Origin of the sequence: Pseudomonas chlororaphis subsp. aurantiaca, assembly GCF_013466605.1 — a bacterium.
Taxonomy (GTDB): domain Bacteria; phylum Pseudomonadota; class Gammaproteobacteria; order Pseudomonadales; family Pseudomonadaceae; genus Aquipseudomonas; species Aquipseudomonas chlororaphis_I.
Genome location: NZ_CP059162.1, coordinates 2,870,926 through 2,891,106, shown reverse-complemented (window position 1 = coordinate 2,891,106; position 20,181 = coordinate 2,870,926). Strand labels below are relative to the sequence as shown.

The following is a 20,181-nucleotide window of genomic DNA, read 5'->3' as shown; positions in this document are numbered from 1 at the left end:
GTGTCAGGCCCAGCCAGTACAAACAAGGAGTTGATATGAACACGACGAATATATCAGAAGCTGCACCGGTACTTCCTCCCTCCCTCCCCAAGGGGGGTGGGTCTATTCAAGGGATGGGAGAAGCTGTCGGCAGTGTCGGCATGACAGGCCAAACCACATTGACCATTCCCTTGCCGATTTCTAAAGGTCGCGGTTATTCACCCGGTTTGTCGCTTGTCTACAACAACGGCCAAGGCAACGGTTGCTTTGCCATTGGCTGGGCGGTCCCCGGGCTGACCATACAACGCCGTACCAGTAAAGGAGTACCCCGTTATCTGGCCGATGATGAGTTTCTGGCACCGAACGGTGAAGTAATGACTCCCGAGCTGGACGGCTCAGGCCAAGTCCTTACTACACAAATATCCGAATATGCCGAGGTTGCGTTAGGTCGAACCTATACCGTCACGCGCTATTTTCCGTGTGTCATGGATGGCTTTGATCGTATTGAACGCTGGCAATCCACTGACGAGGACTTCTGGCTGGTTCATACAGTCGATGGACAGCTGCACTGCTTAGGTAAGCAGGCATTATCGAGAATTGCCGATCCTAATAACCCAATGACTAAAATTGGCGTGTGGCTGCTGGAAGAGTCTTGTTCACCCAATGGGGAACATATCTGCTACATCTACAAAGCTGAGGACACCACCAACGTCGATATGGAAGGGCAGGAGGTCAATCGAACCCAGACTGCCAACCGTTACTTAACACATGTGCAATATGGTAACTCACGCGCTTATACCCCACTGTACGCATGGGGCGATGTTCCGGCCATTGATCAGCCGCAGTGGCTTTTCACGCTAGTGTTCGACTATGGCGAACGAACGCTCGCCCCATTAGACAAGCCATCCTGGCTCCCCATAGAACCATGGCCCTGTCGGAAGGATTCATTTTCCGACTATGCACTAGGATTCGAAGTACGCACACACAGATTATGCCATCAGGTTTTGATGTTTCATCATTTCCCCGTGGAGCTGGGTGAACCAAACACTTTGGTGAGTCGGCTGCTTTTGCAGTACGAACAATCGCCTAGGCTCAGCCACTTGCTTACAGCCCAAAACCTCGCTTACGAAACCAACGGGGCCGTACAGTCTATTCCTCCGCTTGAGCTGGCTTACACTCCATTCAATCAAGACTTTTCCTCCAGTGAGTACCAAGCCCTACCCGCGTTTGCTGGCTGGAATAATGGGGTTCAATACCAGATCGTCGATCTTTATGGGGAGGGAGTACCTGGCATTTTGTACCAGGTTCTCGGTGACTGGCGCTATCAGTCCCCACAGCGAGGAACCGGTAGCCCTGATGCCATTACCTACAGTACCTGGCAATCCTTGCCTGTAGTCCCCTCATTGACCCCAGCCTATCGCATGCTAATGGACTTCACTGGTAATGGGCGCCTGGACTGGATAGTCACCCAACCGGGACTCTGCGGATATTTCACGCTGAATCCGGACGGTAGGTGGTCCCGATTTATCCCTTTTCCGACCTTTCCCGCCGAATTCCTGCAGCCCTCCGCGCAGTTGGCGGACTTGGTGGGCGGAGGGCTGTCCGATCTGGCGCTTATCGGTCCTAAAAGTGTGCGCCTGTATACAAACCGTAGATCCGATGGCTTTAGTCCCCCGGTCAATGTCGCCCACATGAGTGATAACGAATTACCGGTATTCGGTCACGATCCCGCAGCACTCGTGGCATTCAGCGATGTACTGGGTTCCGGGCAGTCTCATTTAGTTTACATCAGGTATAACAGCTTGGAGTGTTGGCCCAATTTAGGTCGCGGGCATTTTGGCCTTCCCCTCATGCTGGCATCGCTGAACTTTGACCAGGCGAGCTTCGATCCCTCACGGGTATTTCTTGCGGATATTGATGGCTCCGGCGCTGCCGATTTGATTTATGCCGAGTCCGATCGTTTTCTGATATTCATGAACAAATCAGGAAATGGTTTCGACACAACTCCACTCGTATTACCAATGCCACCAGGTATTAGCTACGACAGACTCGACCAGGTCAGTTTTGTCGATATGGATGGGACCGGCACCACCAACCTTGTGTTGAGCATCTCCCATATGACTCCCTCACATTGGTGCTACACGTTTTCACGCACCAAACCTTATCTGCTGGAGCGAATCGATAATAATCTGGGGGCATCCACAACCCTGACTTACCGGAGCTCGGCGCAAGAGTGGCTGGATGAAAAGCAAGCGAACCCCGGCACTGTCTGTCATCTGCCGTTTGCCATGCCACTGCTTTCGGGTGTGCTCAGCCTGGACGAGATCAGCGGGAATACGTTGACTCAACAGTACCTCTATAGAAACGGTGTTTATGCAGGAGTCGATCGTGAGTTTCGCGGCTTTGGATTCGTCCAGCAACTCGACACGAGCAATACTGCAGCTTCGACCGCCCAGGATATAGAGAACACGGCACCTGCGTTGACGAAAACGTGGTACCACACTGGTCAGGAAAATACTGAATTCAACCTGGTTGCTCCCCCCTACGATGACCCTGCCATATTCACTCTGAGGGCATCGCGCTTCACTGTTTTCAATCCCGTGACCGGTTGGGACGATCCACTTGGCCCCGTAGATGATAAGACTCGCTATCAACTGTTCCGGGCATTAAAAGGTAGTGTATTGCGCACGGAGGTCTATGGCGCTGATAACAGCCCTGAGGATCAGGTACCGTATAGCGTTCAAACCAACCAGTACCAAGTCCGTCTGGTGCAACCCGCTTCTGCCGCTCATCCTTATTGCGCCACCATCACGCTGGCTCTGGAACAGTTGACGACCACCTATGAGCGTATCGAAGCAGACCCACAGGTCCATCAGACCGTTCTCCTGCAGACGGACCAGTATGGTAATCCGCTCTGGAATGTGGAGATTCACTATGCCCGTCGCCCTAGGCCAACGAGCAACCCCTACCCTGACACTGTTCCCGATATTCAGTGGCAAAGCAGCTACGATCCAAGCCAGCAAGCGTTACGATTGATCGAAACACGTCAAACGATCTACAACTTGGACAACCCACAAGTCTGGCACCTGGCAATTCCCTATCAGGAACGGCAAAACGTCATTACCAATCCCGGTGGCTACACGGGTTACCCCGCCACCGCTCAAGGGCTTGATTATGAAGAACTACGCCGCCCTGACGGCGTGCTTGGGATCAGTCAAGTACGGGACTTTGCCGGTCAAAACATCACTTACTACTTCAATTCGGCTGGCACGCTACCACTGACTGGCGGAACACCACCACCGCCATTGGTTTTGGTTCATCACATCGAGACAGCAGAGCTGGATGACGAAGCATTGCTCGCTTATCAGGGCGTTCCTACCCTCGACCTCAATACGACCCTGAGCAATGCTGGCTATAGGCAACAGCCGATAGTGTTATCTGAACCAGGCACACCACCTGCCACAATCTGGGTCATACCTCACGCCTATACAACTTATGTAGATACGGCGGGTGACTGGTTACCATTTTGCCTTCCTCGAACACAGCAAAGCACTTTGATCGTCGGCCCTCAACGGCTGACTTATGATGCTCACAGTTGCGTGGTGACTGCGGTGACCGACGCCTTGGATAACCAAACCTCAGCCTTGTATGACTACCGCTTTTTGACGCCTTGGCAAATCACTGACCCCAACCAGAATCAACAGCAAGTGCTGTTCGATGCATTAGGCCGAGTGGTCGCCAACTCTTTCTTTGGTACGCAACTTGCATCCGATGATATTACGCCGGTGAATGTCGGATTTGCTCCCGTGGGCGACTTTGATACACAAGCGCTTGCCTTAATGTCTATCGACAAAGCATTAACCGACCCGGCTGGCGCGCTTCAAAACGCGGCGTCGACGACGCTCTATGAACTCTACAGTTGGATGGGCCAGGTTTCCGTTGAGCAATTGTCGGTCTGCGTAGCACCTTCTGAAGCCATAGTTCTCTGGCAGACCCTTCAACAATTGCACGTGATTACAGCTACAGGCCACGTACTGCAGCGGGGTCATTCCTGGGCGTATGGCCCACAGCAACTTAACGGTATTCCGCCTTCGATATATGAACTGTTCCAGTCTGTAACGCGGACTCCCGTGCGCAACGCCGTACTGGTCGCCGATCAGTACCCAGATAGTCCAGAACAGCAAATCCAGATAAGGTTGTCATACAGCGATGGCTTTGGTCGTGAGCTACAGACCAAGCAAAAGACCGAACCTGGCTTGGCTTACGTCGCCGGTCAAGATGGCCAGCTCGTGCTGAATAGCACTGGCCAGCCATTGGTCGAGGATACAACGCCAGCCTATCGCTGGATTGTATCCGGACGCGTGGACTATTCGAATAAAGGTCAGCCGGTGCGTCGCTACCAACCGTACTTCCTCGATCAGCCTCAATACATCAATGACGCCGCGATGCGCGAATGGAGCTATGCCGATACGTACTATTACGATCCGTTGGGGCGAGAATGTGCGGTGGTGACTGCGCTTGGCTACTTGCGCCGGATACGTTTTTATCCTTGGTTCACGATTACTGAAGACGAGAATGACACCCTGGGTGAGGTACTCACATCATGAGCCGTCATTCGGCTGTTCCTCCAAGCGATTCAGCAACTCAACCGGACCTGCCCACCGCCCAACGCTGCCAGGGCACTCCCACCCTGGCAGTGGTCGACAACCGCGGGCTTATGGTGCGTACCGTGCAGTACAACCGCACCGAGATGGAAGGACCGCTGGAGGAACTGATCACCCAGCAGACGTATTCCGTACTAGGCCACCCGAGCAGTAGTATCGACCCTCGATTATTGGCCGAACAGCAGCTTGACGCCTCTGTGCAGCCCAACTTCCGCTACCAGCATTCGCTCTCCGGGCGCCCCCTCAAAACCCACAGCCAGGACGCCGGCGCGCTGCTGGTGGTGTACGACTGCGAAGGTGGACCGGTCTGGCAACGCAACAGTCGGGACCAGCAACAACGCCGTACTTATGATTCCTTGCATCGCCCAACGACTTACTACGAACAGGCCGCCAATGACCCGGAACAGGTCAGCGAGAGATGGTTCTATGGTGAAGAACTGCCTGTCCCGGCCGCCAATTGTCGGGGGCAACTGCTACGCCATTATTCTCCCGCCGGGCTCTCTGTCACCCCGTCCTATAGCGTTATCGGCCAGCTGCTGACCAGCGAGCAGCAGTTCCTGCGCGACGAAGTCCTCAACAGCGACTGGTCGGGTGACGATCCCGCACGCTGGAACGACGACCTGACCGTGCAGATCTACACCAGCCACTGGGGGTTCAATGCCCTGGGCATCCAAGTCCATAGCGCCGACGCCAAGGGCAACCAACAGCGTCAGCGCCTGAATATCGCCGGCCAGTTGGCGGGCAGCGAGTTGCAACTGTTCGGACACACCACGGCGCACGCTGTGCTGCGTACCATCGACTACAGCGCCGCCGGTCAGGTGCTCCACGAGGAAGCCGGTAATGGGGTGGTCACCGATTACGGATATGAACCGCAGACCCAACGCCTGGCGGCCCTGACCACCAGCCGTCCCGAACTGACGGGACGCCCGCGGCTCCTGCAAGCCCTGACCTATCAGTACGACCCGGTGGGTAACCTGCTATCCATCAGCGATGGCGCCGAACCGACCCGCTACAGCCATAACCAGCGGGTCGAGGCAGCCAGTCAGTACAGCTACGACGCACTATACCAGCTGCGTCAGGCCTCCGGCCGCGAGAACGCCAATGCCACCCAGCAGGCCCAGGCCCTGCCCCCGGCCATCGTGCCGTTGTGGCAGGAAACCGGCGAGCTGACCCATTACAGCCGCACTTATACTTATGACCGCGGCAGCAACCTGACCACGATCCGACATGTCGGACTGCATCCCTATACCCAGCAGATGGTAGTGGCCCCCACTTCCAACCGCGCGGTTCAGCAAACCCTCGGGGTAACCCCCGGCGATGTCGATAGCTTTTTCGACGCCTGCGGCAACCTACGTGAGCTAAACGCCGGCCAACCCCTGGCCTGGAACAGTCGTAATCAGTTGCAACGCAGCACCCAGGTGGTGCGCAGTGGCCTCGACGATGACGCCGAACAATACTGGTACGACGGCCAGGGCCAGCGCAGTTGTAAACTCGCCACCACCCGAACCAGTGGCACCACCCACACGGCCCGAGTGTATTACCTGCCCGGCCTGGAACTGCGCCAGACCCGCGTGCAACCACACGTGGGCGAACCGAGCGTGAGCGAAGCGCTGCAGGTGATCAATGCTGGTGCGGCCGGCCGTCAATCGCTGCGGGTGTTGCATTGGGAACAGGGCAAACCGGCTGCGATCGAAAACGACCAGTGTCGCTACAGCCTGGACGATCAAATCGGCTCCTCTCTGATCGAGCTGGACCAGCGGGCCGATATCCTGACCTGGGAAGAATACTTCCCCTTCGGCGGTACGGCGGTGTGGTCGGCGCGCAATGAGACCGAGACCCGGTACAAGTATGTGCGGTATTCGGGTAAGGAGCGTGATGGCACCGGACTCTATTACTACGGTTTCCGCTATTACGCACCGTGGCTGGGGCGCTGGTTGAACCCGGATCCGGCGGGGACGGTGGATGGACTGAATCTGTTTTGCATGGTGGGGAATAATCCCATTACTCGGCAGGATGCTGATGGTCTGGCAGAAGAGGATACAATTCCACTCATGGAACCCGATGCCGATGATCTGACAACAGAGAGTACAATTCCACCCATAGAATCCAGTGCGAGGGAAAGAGTTAAGGCATATTTTATGGGGGTAGTTCGCTTAGTTACAAATGCTATAAGAAGAGTAGTCGCAACCATATCTTCATGGCTCGATCCAGAACCTAAACCCAGCAAAAAGCCAAAACCCCAAAAATCTCCACCTGGACTTTTTTATACATACTTAAAAAACGACTACGTCACATTAAACATTAAAAATATAGAAATTTCCTCCCCCTCAGAAAAAACCCGGCAGGATGCACTTATAGATAAAAAAATGAAAGAAGCTGATTTAAGCGCTGACCAAAAAAAATATATCAAAGAAAAAGTAGTGAATTACAAAATCGAAGATTTCGCAAAAAAAGAGGAAGAAACAATGATGAATATGCACAACTTCAAAACTGATGCAGAAAGAAAAACAAGCGTAACAATAGACATAACAACAAGGCGCTCAAGAAGCAAACTTGCTAACATCATGGATATTAAATACACTAAATCGACACCACTCCAAGAGTACACAAAAGGCAGCCATACAATAATAGGACATTATGAGACCACATACACCATGAAGAAAAAATTTGATCGAAGGGGTCTCAAGCTAGTTGGTCAAAAAACTAAATTTACATCTCCATGCGTCAATTTCAAAAAACATCAGATCCCCAGATAACCTTTTACAGCACCCAGCGTGCTGTTTTAGAAAAACTTACTCGCCAGCCTGTCCTGATTCCTCCAATTAAATAATCAGTCCACTGGTTTGAAAGATGTTGAAATATATACCCTCCCTGCATGAGGCGCGTGATCATGTCCACTATCAACGACGCATCCACCGCCCAACGCTGCCAGGGCACCCCCACCCTGGCAGTGGTCGACAACCGTGGGCTTGTGGTGCGTACCGTGCAATACAACCGCACCGAGGTGGAAGGACCACTGGATGAACTGATCACCCAGCAGACGTATTCCGTGCTAGGCCAGCTGAGCAGCAGCATCGACCCACGATTATTAGCCGAACAGCAACTTGACGCCTCTGTGCAACCCAACTTCCGCTTCCAGCATTCGCTCTCCGGCCGCCCCCTCAAAACCCGCAGCCAGGACGCCGGCGAGCTACTGGTGGTGTACGACTGCGAGGGTGGACCGGTCTGGCAACGCAACAGCCGGGACCAGCAACAACGCCGTACTTATGATTCCTTGCATCGCCCAACGACTTACTACGAACAGGTCGCCAATGACCCGGAACGGGTCAGCGAGCGATGGTTCTATGGTGAAGAACTGCCTGCCCCGGCCGCCAACTGTCGGCGGCAATTACTACGCCACTATTCTCCCGCCGGACTCACGATTACCCCGTCCTACAGCGTTACCGGCCAGTTGCTGACCAGCGAACAGCAGTTTCTGCGCGACGAAGTTCTCAACAGCGACTGGTCGGGCGACGATCCGGCACGTTGGAGCGCCGACCTGACCGCGGAGGTCTACACCAGCCGCTGGGGTTTCAATGCCCTGGGCATCCAAGTCCATAGCGCCGACGCCAAGGGCAACCAACAGCGTCAGCGCCTGAATATCGCCGGCCAGTTGGCGGGCAGCGAGTTGCAACTGTTCGGACACACCACGGCGCACGCTGTGCTGCGTACCATCGACTACAGCGCCGCCGGTCAGGTGCTCCACGAGGAAGCCGGTAATGGGGTGGTCACCGATTACGGATATGAACCGCAGACCCAACGCCTGGCGGCCCTGACCACCAGCCGTCCCGAACTGACGGGACGCCCGCGGCTCCTGCAAGCCCTGACCTATCAGTACGACCCGGTGGGTAACCTGCTATCCATCAGCGATGGCGCCGAACCGACCCGCTACAGCCATAACCAGCGGGTCGAGGCAGCCAGTCAGTACAGCTACGACGCACTGTACCAGCTGCGTCAGGCCTCCGGCCGCGAGAACGCCAATGCCACCCAGCAGGCCCAGGCCCTGCCCCCGGCCATCGTGCCGTTGTGGCAGGAAACCGGCGAGCTGACCCATTACAGCCGCACTTATACCTACGACCGCGGCAGCAACCTGACCACGATCCGACATGTCGGGCTGCATCCCTATACCCAGCAGATGGTGGTGGCCCCCACTTCCAACCGCGCGGTTCAGCAAACCCTCGGGGTAACCCCCAGCGATGTCGATAGCTTTTTCGACGCCTGCGGCAACCTGCGTGAGCTAAACGCCGGCCAACCCCTGGTCTGGAACAGCCGTAATCAGTTGCAACGCAGCACCCAGGTGGTGCGCAGTGACCCCGATGATGACACCGAACAATACTGGTACGACGGCCAGGGCCAGCGCAGCTGTAAACTCGCCACCACCCGAACCAGTGGCACCACTCGCACGGCCCGAGTGTATTACCTACCCGGCCTGGAACTGCGCCAGACCCGCGTCCAGCCACACGTGGGCGAACCGAGCGTGAGCGAAGCGCTGCAGGTGATCAATGCCGGTGCGGCCGGCCGTCAATCGCTGCGGGTGTTGCATTGGGAACAGGGCAAACCGGCTGCGATCGAAAACGACCAGTGTCGCTACAGCCTGGACGATCAAATCGGCTCCTCTCTGATCGAGCTGGACCAGCGGGCCGATATCCTGACCTGGGAAGAATACTTCCCCTTCGGCGGTACTGCGGTGTGGTCGGCACGCAATGAGACGGAAACCCGGTACAAGTTTGTTCGGTATTCGGGTAAGGAGCGTGATGGCACCGGACTCTATTACTACGGTTTCCGCTATTACGCACCGTGGCTGGGGCGCTGGTTGAATCCGGATCCGGCGGGAACCGTGGATGGGCTGAATCTGTTTTGCATGGTGGGGAATAATCCCATTACTTTCTTTGATGTCGCGGGTTTAATGAAAGGGGCTAAAGGGGCTAATCTCGATACTTCATCGGAGGCTAAAAAACAAAGAGCAAAAGAGAGGGGGGGGTTCAAAAATTTTACGCACGCTATCAATAAACGCCTGGATAGACGATCAAAACAACACGTTCCAAGTGGCAACAGCGCAAGTCCGAAGTCTAGGGCAACAGATAGACAGCCGCTCATTAATAATGCACAAGCCAGCGGCGAAGGCTTTCCCCCTGAGACCAAGAGCGTTTCAACGTTCACCGAAGATCAGAAGATAATGATTGAAAAACATCTCGCCAAAAGAGAAGATTATCTGATGCCCCGAGTGAGAGCACGGCTCGATATCAGTGAGTTTAAACTTACTGAAAAGATACAGGTCATGTTTGATTCCCATCGACCAACAGCATGGCAGACATTAGAAAAACTCAACAAACAAGGAGCACTTCCCCCTGATTTTTTTACGATGGAAGGCATGCGCAACTCAGCTGATCAGATAACGAAACGGAGCGCTTTATATATACCCTCTGACGCTACAGATGAGGACCAGGATTTAGTTTACGGTGTTATAGATTTTTACTTTAAAGACTCTTGGCTTGCGGGGGTGGAGTTTGCAAACCGCATGGCACTTGAAGACCCCGCTCTTAGGGAGATTATTTTTAATAATAACTTCAGAGAAACTTTTAATAATAACTTCAGAGAAACAAAACCAAAAACTTGGTGGCAATGGTTGAAAGATAAATTTTCTGACCTTCGGTACGACATTACCTACTTTTTTTATGACAAATATGCAAAATACCGAAAGGTATAGCCCGACACTTTGGCTATAATGAAATGAACGCCCTTTCTAGTTTGCACCAATGTGCAAAAATTAAAGGGCGTTAAACACAACCATTTAATTATGTTCAATGAATACAGGGCTGCCCATCCAGCCCCTACCCACGCAATAAAAGATGATGGTTGCTAAAGACAAGAACAACATACTGAACGAGGTACAGCCATCATGGCCACCATAGCCGATGTCGCCACCGCCCAACGCTGCCAGGGCACTCCCACCCTGGCAGTGGTCGACAACCGCGGGCTTATGGTGCGTACCGTGCAGTACAACCGCACCGAGATGGAAGGACCGCTGGAGGAACTGATCACCCAGCAGACGTATTCCGTACTGGGCCACCCGAGCAGTAGTATCGACCCTCGATTATTGGCCGAACAGCAGCTTGACGCCTCTGTGCAGCCCAACTTCCGCTACCAGCATTCGCTCTCCGGGCGCCCCCTCAAAACCCACAGCCAGGACGCCGGCGCGCTACTGGTGGTGTACGACTGCGAAGGTGGACCGGTCTGGCAACGCAACAGTCGGGACCAGCAACAACGCCGTACTTATGATTCCTTGCATCGCCCAACGACTTACTACGAACAGGCCGCCAATGACCCGGAACAGGTCAGCGAGAGATGGTTCTATGGTGAAGAACTGCCTGTCCCGGCCGCCAATTGTCGGGGGCAACTGCTACGCCATTATTCTCCCGCCGGGCTCTCTGTCACCCCGTCCTATAGCGTTATCGGCCAGCTGCTGACCAGCGAGCAGCAGTTCCTGCGCGACGAAGTCCTCAACAGCGACTGGTCGGGTGACGATCCCGCACGCTGGAACGACGACCTGACCGTGCAGATCTACACCAGCCACTGGGGGTTCAATGCCCTGGGCATCCAAGTCCATAGCGCCGACGCCAAGGGCAACCAACAGCGTCAGCGCCTGAATATCGCCGGCCAGTTGGCGGGCAGCGAGTTGCAACTGTTCGGACACACCACGGCGCACGCTGTGCTGCGTACCATCGACTACAGCGCCGCCGGTCAGGTGCTCCACGAGGAAGCCGGTAATGGGGTGGTCACCGATTACGGATATGAACCGCAGACCCAACGCCTGGCGGCCCTGACCACCAGCCGTCCCGAACTGACGGGACGCCCGCGGCTCCTGCAAGCCCTGACCTATCAGTACGACCCGGTGGGTAACCTGCTATCCATCAGCGATGGCGCCGAACCGACCCGCTACAGCCATAACCAGCGGGTCGAGGCAGCCAGTCAGTACAGCTACGACGCACTGTACCAGCTGTGTCAGGCCTCCGGCCGCGAGAACGCCAATGCCACCCAGCAGGCCCAGGCCCTGCCCCCGGCCATCGTGCCGTTGTGGCAGGAAACCGGCGAGCTGACCCATTACAGCCGCACTTATACCTACGACCGCGGCAGCAACCTGACCACGATCCGACATGTCGGGCTGCATCCCTATACCCAGCAGATGGTGGTGGCCCCCACTTCCAACCGCGCGGTTCAGCAAACCCTCGGGGTAACCCCCAGCGATGTCGATAGCTTTTTCGACGCCTGCGGCAACCTGCGTGAGCTAAACGCCGGCCAACCCCTGGTCTGGAACAGCCGTAATCAGTTGCAACGCAGCACCCAGGTGGTGCGCAGTGACCCCGATGATGACACCGAACAATACTGGTACGACGGCCAGGGCCAGCGCAGCTGTAAACTCGCCACCACCCGAACCAGTGGCACCACCCACACGGCCCGAGTGTATTACCTGCCCGGCCTGGAACTGCGCCAGACCCGCGTGCAACCACACGTGGGCGAACCGAGCGTGAGCGAAGCGCTGCAGGTGATCAATGCTGGTGCGGCCGGCCGTCAATCGCTGCGGGTGTTGCATTGGGAACAGGGCAAACCGGCTGCGATCGAAAACGACCAGTGTCGCTACAGCCTGGACGATCAAATCGGCTCCTCTCTGATCGAGCTGGACCAGCGGGCCGATATCCTGACCTGGGAAGAATACTTCCCCTTCGGCGGTACGGCGGTGTGGTCGGCACGCAATGAGACCGAGACCCGGTACAAGTATGTGCGGTATTCGGGTAAGGAGCGTGATGGCACCGGACTCTATTACTACGGTTTCCGCTATTACGCACCGTGGCTGGGGCGCTGGTTGAACCCGGATCCGGCGGGGACGGTGGATGGACTGAATCTGTTTTGCATGGTGGGGAATAATCCGATTACCAGAAAGGACCCTGCCGGGCTCAAGGGGACACCTTACACACGACTCGATTCAGAAGAAGGACAAAGTCGACAAGGAACCGGGAGATGTACAATGTCAAATATCGTCTCAGGTATTGCCAGCGGCGCAAGACGCATCGCGTCGCGAGTGTTTAAGCAGGACGACTATCAGCGGATACCAACCTATAATAGTGTCTACGGCCCTACTATCGAAGAAATTGAATCCGCTTCAACACCTCCTCGTTCAGGTCAGTTTTTTAAAAAACTGTTTTCTACACTTCATGGATGGAAACAAAGCTCAACTTCGCTTCTACCCAAACGTATAGATAGAAGTGAGGTTGTGGATGATGAGGTACCTGCCGCCTCCTCGCACATATACATTGGCCCATCGATAAACGAAGATCGCAAAACTACCGAAAATTTCAGCGTACAAGCGCGGATGGCTTTAGCCAGCCCTGATGCAAGCGCCCCCATAAGCGCTGAATCCATAGAGCTAAGAGAGTTCTCTCCCATAGAGTTTGAAATATCTGAAAATTATGAGTGGGATGACCGAGGACACAATGACGGCACATGGCTTCAAGACATACAAAAGCTCAATATCGAGGGATTAGTTGGATCCCTTGAAGAAGAACTCCTCGACTGGAGCCCATTACCAACCGCTTCGAGCCAAGGAGAGATCCAAGAGAGGAGGGGCAATTCTGATTCAATCGGTGCGTCAAGCCATATCAAGCAAGCGACTCCAACAACTATCAACTTCAACCCCGCACAAAAAGTCAAAAGTATGCTCGGTAGCTTCTCACGGCTTAGCTATTCTTTAAAACAGCCTAGCTTTTTTTCATCATATGATTATCTACTATTACTATTCATCGCAAAGCGATTAGTTAGACACTAACATGTGAATAGCCGTATGCGGCCGGTGACTACCACAACGACACCGCGGGACAAACTCAATGACTCATTCTCTTGCATAAAATATTTTTCTCTTGGATCACGTTCCATCTTGAGTGCCTGACAATAAAACTGCATAAAGTATGTTCAATGAATGCAGCCCGCTCCCACTCACGCACTAAAAGGTGATAATTGCTGAAGACAAGAACAACACACTGAACGAGGTACAGTCATCATGACCACCATAGCCGACGTCGCCACCGCCCAACGCTGCCGGGGCACCCCGACGCTATCGGTGGTCGATAATTGGGGGCTGTTGGATTTTCGTACAGTGCCTAGGTTTGATTATATTTATATAATTCAACAGTCTAATACTTATGACTATTTTGTATCTGCCCAACGCAACTTACGCGATTAAGTAGGCGTCCACTTTGGTGGCAGTAACTCGGGCAGTTTCATCCCGCGCACGTCCGCAAATTGAGTACAAGATTGCGAGCCAGGCGACCACCCGTTTGCATTCGCGCTGACCAGTCATTTGCATTGAGCCTGACCAACGGTACGCCAGTGAAAAATCCGGCGTCCAGGTCAGAAGGGATGGCTCATTGTTTGGTATCGAGTGGTGTATTACGGTAGTGTAGCGATAGCGAGGATAAGCCCGTCAGGCAGCAGCCGTCTTGGTCGTCGGTTTTTGAATCTGCTGGTGAGTCCTGCGCACTGGATAAAAATCGATACAATGGCAGCTAGCCCCAAGTTTGATGGTAGCCCTTTCAGCGAAAGGGTTCGTACCGCTGCCCAGGCATCCGTATTGCATTGGCTCTGTTCACTGTATTGGCTACATCATTCAGCGTCATGCCATATCGGGTATCACTGGCATACAACCTATCATCGCTGTCGTTTCCCAGTAGCCAGAATTGCTTATCGGTTCGTTCACGAGGACGCTCGATCAGATCACGAGAATCGCTGTGGATTGTCGGTTACTGGTTGTGAATCACATGCACGAAGACAATCCTCGAAATCAGGTGCCGTGCTGGAAAGACTCGTGAAGGTGCGCCATCCAAGGGTAAAACGATGACTTAAAACAGTAAAGATTTGATTTTAGGCCCGACTGACAATTATTTAATCTCAAACAAAGGAACATCAAAAAACACGGGGCACTTCAGACCATCCCGATCGGCCCAACCAGGTCACTGAAAAAATAGCATCGGTGATAACGCCGACAAACCTGAGGCAGCTGCTGAATACCCTTGCGCTCCAGAGCGTGCAATATTTGAAAGCGCACCTCCTATAGCATTTGATCTGCTCAAGGCGCTCCCGGTTAGTGGTGTAAACCAAGTGTTAATATCTTTAGTTGTCTGAGAAGCTTTATGAAAAAAACGAGCAGCAGCAACCGGCCTGCCACTTGTATTTGCAAGAAGTTGAGCCGCTGAAAATCTCCCACCGAACCCACCAAAACAGCTTGTCAGAGTTAGTAAATTACGGCTCTCGCCGATCTCACTCGCTAGAGCGCTCGCCAAACCAGTGCCATTGGTGGTATGAACACCATTATATTTCAGCACAACATTGAAGGGATAGCCATGGATGTTACTAATGCGATTCTGAGTTACCATCACTCCGCCGTACAACGGGCGTGGGGGATTTATTCCCGGACCAGTAATGCCCGGAGCACGAGGATATAGATTAGCGGCTCCTCGAGCCGAACGATGCGCTACAGCACTGGCCCCGCCAAATGCCATACTGCCCAAGCCTAACCCCAATGAAGCCCACCCTAACGCAGCCGATGTATCTGGATCAGACTCCTCCAAAGCGGCCGATGCAATTCCGGTAGCACCAGATGCTAGCCCCAATACAGCCGACGTAACTCCCAATCCTCCCGCATGTAGCGCACCCCCTCCAAGCATCGCCAAACTGCCCCCCAGCGTGAAGACGGACATAAGGATCCCAACAACACCAAGGCCTATGCCAACACCTGCTTGCCAGCTGAGATGCCCGCTAGGATCTACGAAATTGATGGGATCCAGAGAGCAATATTGATAGCGGTTAACCCCTGCAACCCCAAAAGGGCTAAAACTGTCCGGTGAGTAAAACGCACGCATGATTGGATTATACGCGCGATAGCCATTGCCTAATAGATAAGCGCCTGAAATCGCATCGAATAATTGTCCGTTGAATCCAATTGGTACATCAAGTGCTTGTTTTGCAGAATTCGGGGTGCTTGTAGGTTGAACAATTAAGCTTTTCTCAGTTGCGTTGACAGACGCATCATCGCCTGAAGCACTCATTTGTTCCTTACCAGATTTACCGTTAGATTCTTTCATGGTTTTCTCCAATGTGTGTCACCAAAGAAGTTCAGGATAATCTGCTAACACTATCTGCTTCGCTGAGAGCCTCCTCGGAGACTCCCACGAAACTCAGAACAAGATAAATTATCACCATTCTTTTCTTTCGCCATAGTCAGAATAATTATAGTACATTTTATCAAGCTCAACACCCTTGCTATCATATTTGCACACGCAGCGCACACTACCCGATATCTCTACCGCGTAGAGTTCAAGCTGTTCTATCTCAGCGCTCTGAACATATCGGCCGAATCTAATACCATTCACCTCAAGATAAAGCGCTTTGAGATCGCCACTCATTTCTCCTATCAGGTTCTCTTCATCATACATATATGTGTTCACTTCGCCTGTGGGGCTCTCTATTTGGCTGAGTTGGCCAGAAGGTGTGTACATATAGGTATAGCGTTGCTCTCCTGTTCGATTAAACCATACCAACTGATTGGCAGCGTTATACTTCAACATGCTCTGCGAATTGTCAGTCATCACATTCCCGCGACTATCATAGGAAAATCCCTGGATCGCCTCACTACCCGCTCTATACGACACAACCCTATCCTTCAAATAAGTGTATTGCGTGGTCGCTGACGGTTCCACCACTGTGTTGATTCGGTAAAGACCATTAAATGTATACGAGGTGCTAGTGCTCGTTTCCGGAGAAGCACCAGAGGTAGACAGCGAAAGTTGCCCATACGATTGATGATAACTGAAAGTTTGATGAATTATTGCGGTATCCGTTTTTTTAGAAACCTTCTTAGCTAACATCAAATTTGGCATAAATGAATTTTCAATCCGCAATACAAAAACACCATTTATTTTATACTCGCGGTACGCCTCCATAGCGAACTGATCATATCCAAAAGAGATCTCCATCTTAGTGGGCGGTGTCCCCACCTCGGAGTTCGGATTTAAAACAAGCACCACAATCGACCCAACCTGCCCTGCGCCGAACCCAGAACTCATCGGCAGGTACTGCACACTCACTTGTATCTCCATTCCAAATGACTCAATTTCTTTATTTTCTTTTATGGCCTCGTAAATCCTTTTAGTTAGTCGACCTATTGAATCATATCCATTAGAAAGCTTGAGCTTCAGCTGATTTTGCTGGGATTCTAACATTACATCTTTAAAGTTTACAAACTTTGAACTTGAAGAATATCGCATTGTCAGTTCGTAACTCTCCCCTTTTTTGGCAGTGGTGGTACCCATACTAAGCTGAGAGCCGAAAGCATTGTATGTATATTTACACACACACTGAGTTCCTTCAGACTCTATGGTTGAACGCGTGATTTGCTTGGTAAGGTTATCATAGTAAAACTTTGAGGTAGCAACAGGTATAGAACTTATCCCCCTGCTTACCGACTCCGTCACCAGCTGTGTGACGGGATCGTACGTATATGCCATTTCTCCGTCATTCTCGTTCGGAGTCGCACCTGGATTAATTCTGACAGTCGAAGGCTGCTGGCTCTGGCTGTTGGAATAAAGATATTTTTCTACCACTTCTACGACACCGCCAGGTGTCTTTTGCTCTTCTAAGCGCCCCAATAGATCATAAGTTCGAGCTGCCAACATGATCTGACTTTGAGCAATGCTACTTTCAATACGGGTTGGAAGGTCCATGACAGGAATATACGAAGAATAGCCATAGGCCGTCACATTGGGTTGGTGTGGCGAGAAGCCAGCGTCTGCTACTTTCTCCTTAACCACCCGGTCCAAGGTGTCATATTCAAAAGAGGTGACTCCGCCACTCGAATTAGTGACCTCAATTAACCGCCCGAACCCATCGTATACGTTTTTCTCCAGAGTTGCTTCGCTTCTAACATCACTACCGGACTCATAAAAAGTAACTCGTGACTGACCGGGGAGTCCGTATTGATTATAGAAAGTCAAATACACAGCACCCTTGGGCTGGCTGTACCGTTTCTGCATACGCAGCACCGGATTTTCAGACAAATACTCTTGAGTGCCATCAGCAAATTCACTCAAAATCAAATTACGCATCTGGTACGTATAACGGGTAGTGCTCTCAACTGTTATATCATCGAAAGAATTCCCATTGACCCCTTTCTCATATAAAGTATCTGTCTCCATGAGCCCTTGTTGATTGTATGTCAGCTTTTGCAATATCTGACTCTCCAGCTCCCCCACAAGCTCTACGTAAGTCAACTGACCATTACGATTATAATAGTAATTAAATACTTGATTGTTTGCTGTCGTCAATTTGCAGCGATTTTCCTGGCATATAGGGGGACTAAACTTGTACCAGTACTGAAACTCGTACCTCTCTACCTCTACGGCGGGGGTATCGAAGAAACTCGTCTTTTTCGTCAAAAAACCTTGGTCATTGTACTCATATTTTGTTGTGTCTCCTGCAGCGGATACTTCTGTATACACTTTTCCTGATGCCAGACTAAATGAAGAAGAACCACGGAGTTGAATGACTCTATTGCTATCACCTTCACTATTCTTCCATGCCGTATATTCCGTCGAGACTTTTACCTTGCGCTCATCAAACCCCCAGGAATATATTTCCAGACAAGTACAGCCCGCAGACGTGCTAGCAATATTATATTTTACCCCGACAAATATCTTATTCTCTGTCGTAGTGATTTCAGATTTCAACTTATAGAAGATATCTCCAGTATTAACCCCATTAACAATACTAACAGACGGCAGTATCATATAAGGTGTCACTACCCTCCCCGTATTGGGATCGTTGTATGAATAACCGTCTACCCTTGAATATTTGAATGTGGAAACTTTATTTTCGGGCTTTATCTCCGCATTGGGATTTGGCGAGGTTACTGTTTCTTTTAAATAGCCTTGAAAGTAGCCTTTTGGGTCAGGCGGACATCCCTCTTCCACGGTAGAGTTTTCAGGGTAGTACTTGTTTTCTATCTTTATTCCGGATGCCTGCTTCTGGGAAAGCAGATTACCGAAGTCATCGTGCGTGCGCTCTTGAAACTCTTCGCGCGTCGACTCACAACGCCTGAAGGTAGTTTTCAATTTTTTCCAGAACGAATAATTATGAGGCTGCTGTCTTATATCCCCAGCCACCACATGGTATGTATAATCGTCAGTCTGGCTATTAAAGCCATTTGCATCTCGTGTGATCTCCTTGATCAATAGATGGAACCGATTAAACGTCCTTTCAATGGTCATATCACTGTGCTTTTCCGTGACAGTATAGGTATAATCAGTAGTGTGCCGAATGCAGTTATCCACCCCAGAGATAGGAGTCCACCCCTTCGTATAACCGGTAAAGTTATGTTCACTATAATCATATTTAACTTTTATTTGCGGAGTCCCTGCCGACTCATATTCGCCAGCGTCTTTTTCAAGTAACAGCTCTACGACATATATGTCTTGGGTGTCACTATATTTTATCGCCTTGTGGTATACTATCTGCGCCAAACCCGTAGGTTGAATGATTGCGCCAAGATAAGGCTGACCTAAAATATTGCTCCTAAGAAAACGAATGAGCTCTTTGCTGTTTGGCATGGTGACGTTATCGACAAAATATTCCGCAACACTATCACGCATAATTCTTGAGATTGTCACCTTTCTTTCGACTTTCTCCCCAGCAATAAGTTGCGTGACGGTAAGAGTTGTATTGTCGCCCTGAGTAACATAGTTCAACTCTATTGAGTTTTCGTCCTCGTCACTTACCTTTTTTAAGGTATTATTACTATAGTAATAAAAGCTTAATACGTGTCCTGCCGAGGAAATAATTTTCTCCAAATAGCCGTTTTTATCGTAATACTCTACTGTGCCATTCTTATAAGATACCTGATATTTATCATCCCAGATGGGGGTTGGATAGGGCGGCTGCGGGACCCTCTCAATTAACATGTCCTTGGTACGGTGGTACAGCATCCCCAGTTTGTTTTCATCGTTGTTAGTGGGCACGACAATCTCCTCTACTGCACCATTTGCACAGTACATTCGACTCTCGATTGGAGTGAGAACCAAACGTGGGACGTTAAACCCAAAATATGCAGTAGCCGCCGTGCCGGAGACCATATTGCCATAATGATTAGGAGCCCCTACAAACAGAATTAGGTTAAAGCTAGCTGGGCATTGGAGTCCGCGGGAAAGTTGGGCCAATATGACTGATGCTTGAAATGAACCTGTGCGATTGTTAACCGACGACGTTAAACCACTCAGATTATAAGCCTCAGAGAATACTTTTTGTGGTGTTGCGGCGAGCGACTCCGACTCCACAAGGGTATCTATATCCTTGGTCATAAGATTATTCTCCTGAATAATAAGCTAAGCATTCACCGGCTGCGGAGATTTACATTAGCAAAGCAGCCTGCTTAATGACGGATAGGTTCAAATCTTATACT

Annotated in this window: 6 protein-coding genes; 4 read left to right on the top strand and 2 right to left on the bottom strand. The window is 51.7% G+C overall.

The window, feature by feature from the left end:
- The first annotated feature begins 35 nt into the window (after positions 1-35).
- The 4 genes from H0I86_RS13385 (at position 36) to H0I86_RS13370 (ending at position 13,503) form a co-directional block, all read left to right on the top strand.
- Positions 36-4,586: a SpvB/TcaC N-terminal domain-containing protein gene (locus tag H0I86_RS13385; protein ID WP_219637316.1), complete on the top strand. Its 4,551-nt coding sequence runs from the start codon at positions 36-38 to the stop codon at positions 4,584-4,586.
- A complete protein-coding gene (locus H0I86_RS13380; RefSeq protein WP_180925382.1) occupies positions 4,583-7,399 on the top strand; it encodes an RHS repeat-associated core domain-containing protein in 2,817 nt (938 codons plus the stop codon). The genes H0I86_RS13385 and H0I86_RS13380 overlap by 4 nt, the downstream gene beginning before the upstream one ends.
- Positions 7,400-7,533: 134 nt before the next feature.
- Positions 7,534-10,389, top strand: coding sequence for an RHS repeat domain-containing protein (locus H0I86_RS13375; protein ID WP_219637315.1), 2,856 nt, complete (start codon positions 7,534-7,536; stop codon positions 10,387-10,389).
- Positions 10,390-10,581: 192 nt separating this feature from the next.
- Positions 10,582-13,503: an RHS repeat-associated core domain-containing protein gene (locus H0I86_RS13370; protein ID WP_180925380.1), complete on the top strand. Its 2,922-nt coding sequence runs from the start codon at positions 10,582-10,584 to the stop codon at positions 13,501-13,503.
- Between the two features lie 1,180 nt (positions 13,504-14,683).
- Here H0I86_RS13370 and H0I86_RS13365 read toward each other — a convergent pair.
- Together H0I86_RS13365 and H0I86_RS13360 are read right to left on the bottom strand one after the other, a co-directional pair.
- Entirely contained in the window at positions 14,684-15,814 is a 1,131-nt protein-coding gene (locus H0I86_RS13365; protein WP_180925379.1) for an RHS repeat-associated core domain-containing protein, read from the bottom strand.
- Positions 15,815-15,925: 111 nt separating this feature from the next.
- Positions 15,926-20,080 (bottom strand): RHS repeat domain-containing protein, encoded by a 4,155-nt coding sequence (locus H0I86_RS13360; protein ID WP_180925378.1) that lies wholly within the window; start codon positions 20,078-20,080, stop codon positions 15,926-15,928.
- Between the last annotated feature and the right edge of the window lie 101 nt (positions 20,081-20,181).

Coding starts and splice junctions, on each gene's coding strand:
- H0I86_RS13385 (WP_219637316.1), top strand. CDS start 36: ATGAACACGACGAATATATCAGAAGCTGCACCGGTACTTCCTCCCTCC.
- H0I86_RS13380 (WP_180925382.1), top strand. CDS start 4,583: ATGAGCCGTCATTCGGCTGTTCCTCCAAGCGATTCAGCAACTCAACCG.
- H0I86_RS13375 (WP_219637315.1), top strand. CDS start 7,534: ATGTCCACTATCAACGACGCATCCACCGCCCAACGCTGCCAGGGCACC.
- H0I86_RS13370 (WP_180925380.1), top strand. CDS start 10,582: ATGGCCACCATAGCCGATGTCGCCACCGCCCAACGCTGCCAGGGCACT.
- H0I86_RS13365 (WP_180925379.1), bottom strand. CDS start 15,814: ATGAAAGAATCTAACGGTAAATCTGGTAAGGAACAAATGAGTGCTTCA.
- H0I86_RS13360 (WP_180925378.1), bottom strand. CDS start 20,080: ATGACCAAGGATATAGATACCCTTGTGGAGTCGGAGTCGCTCGCCGCA.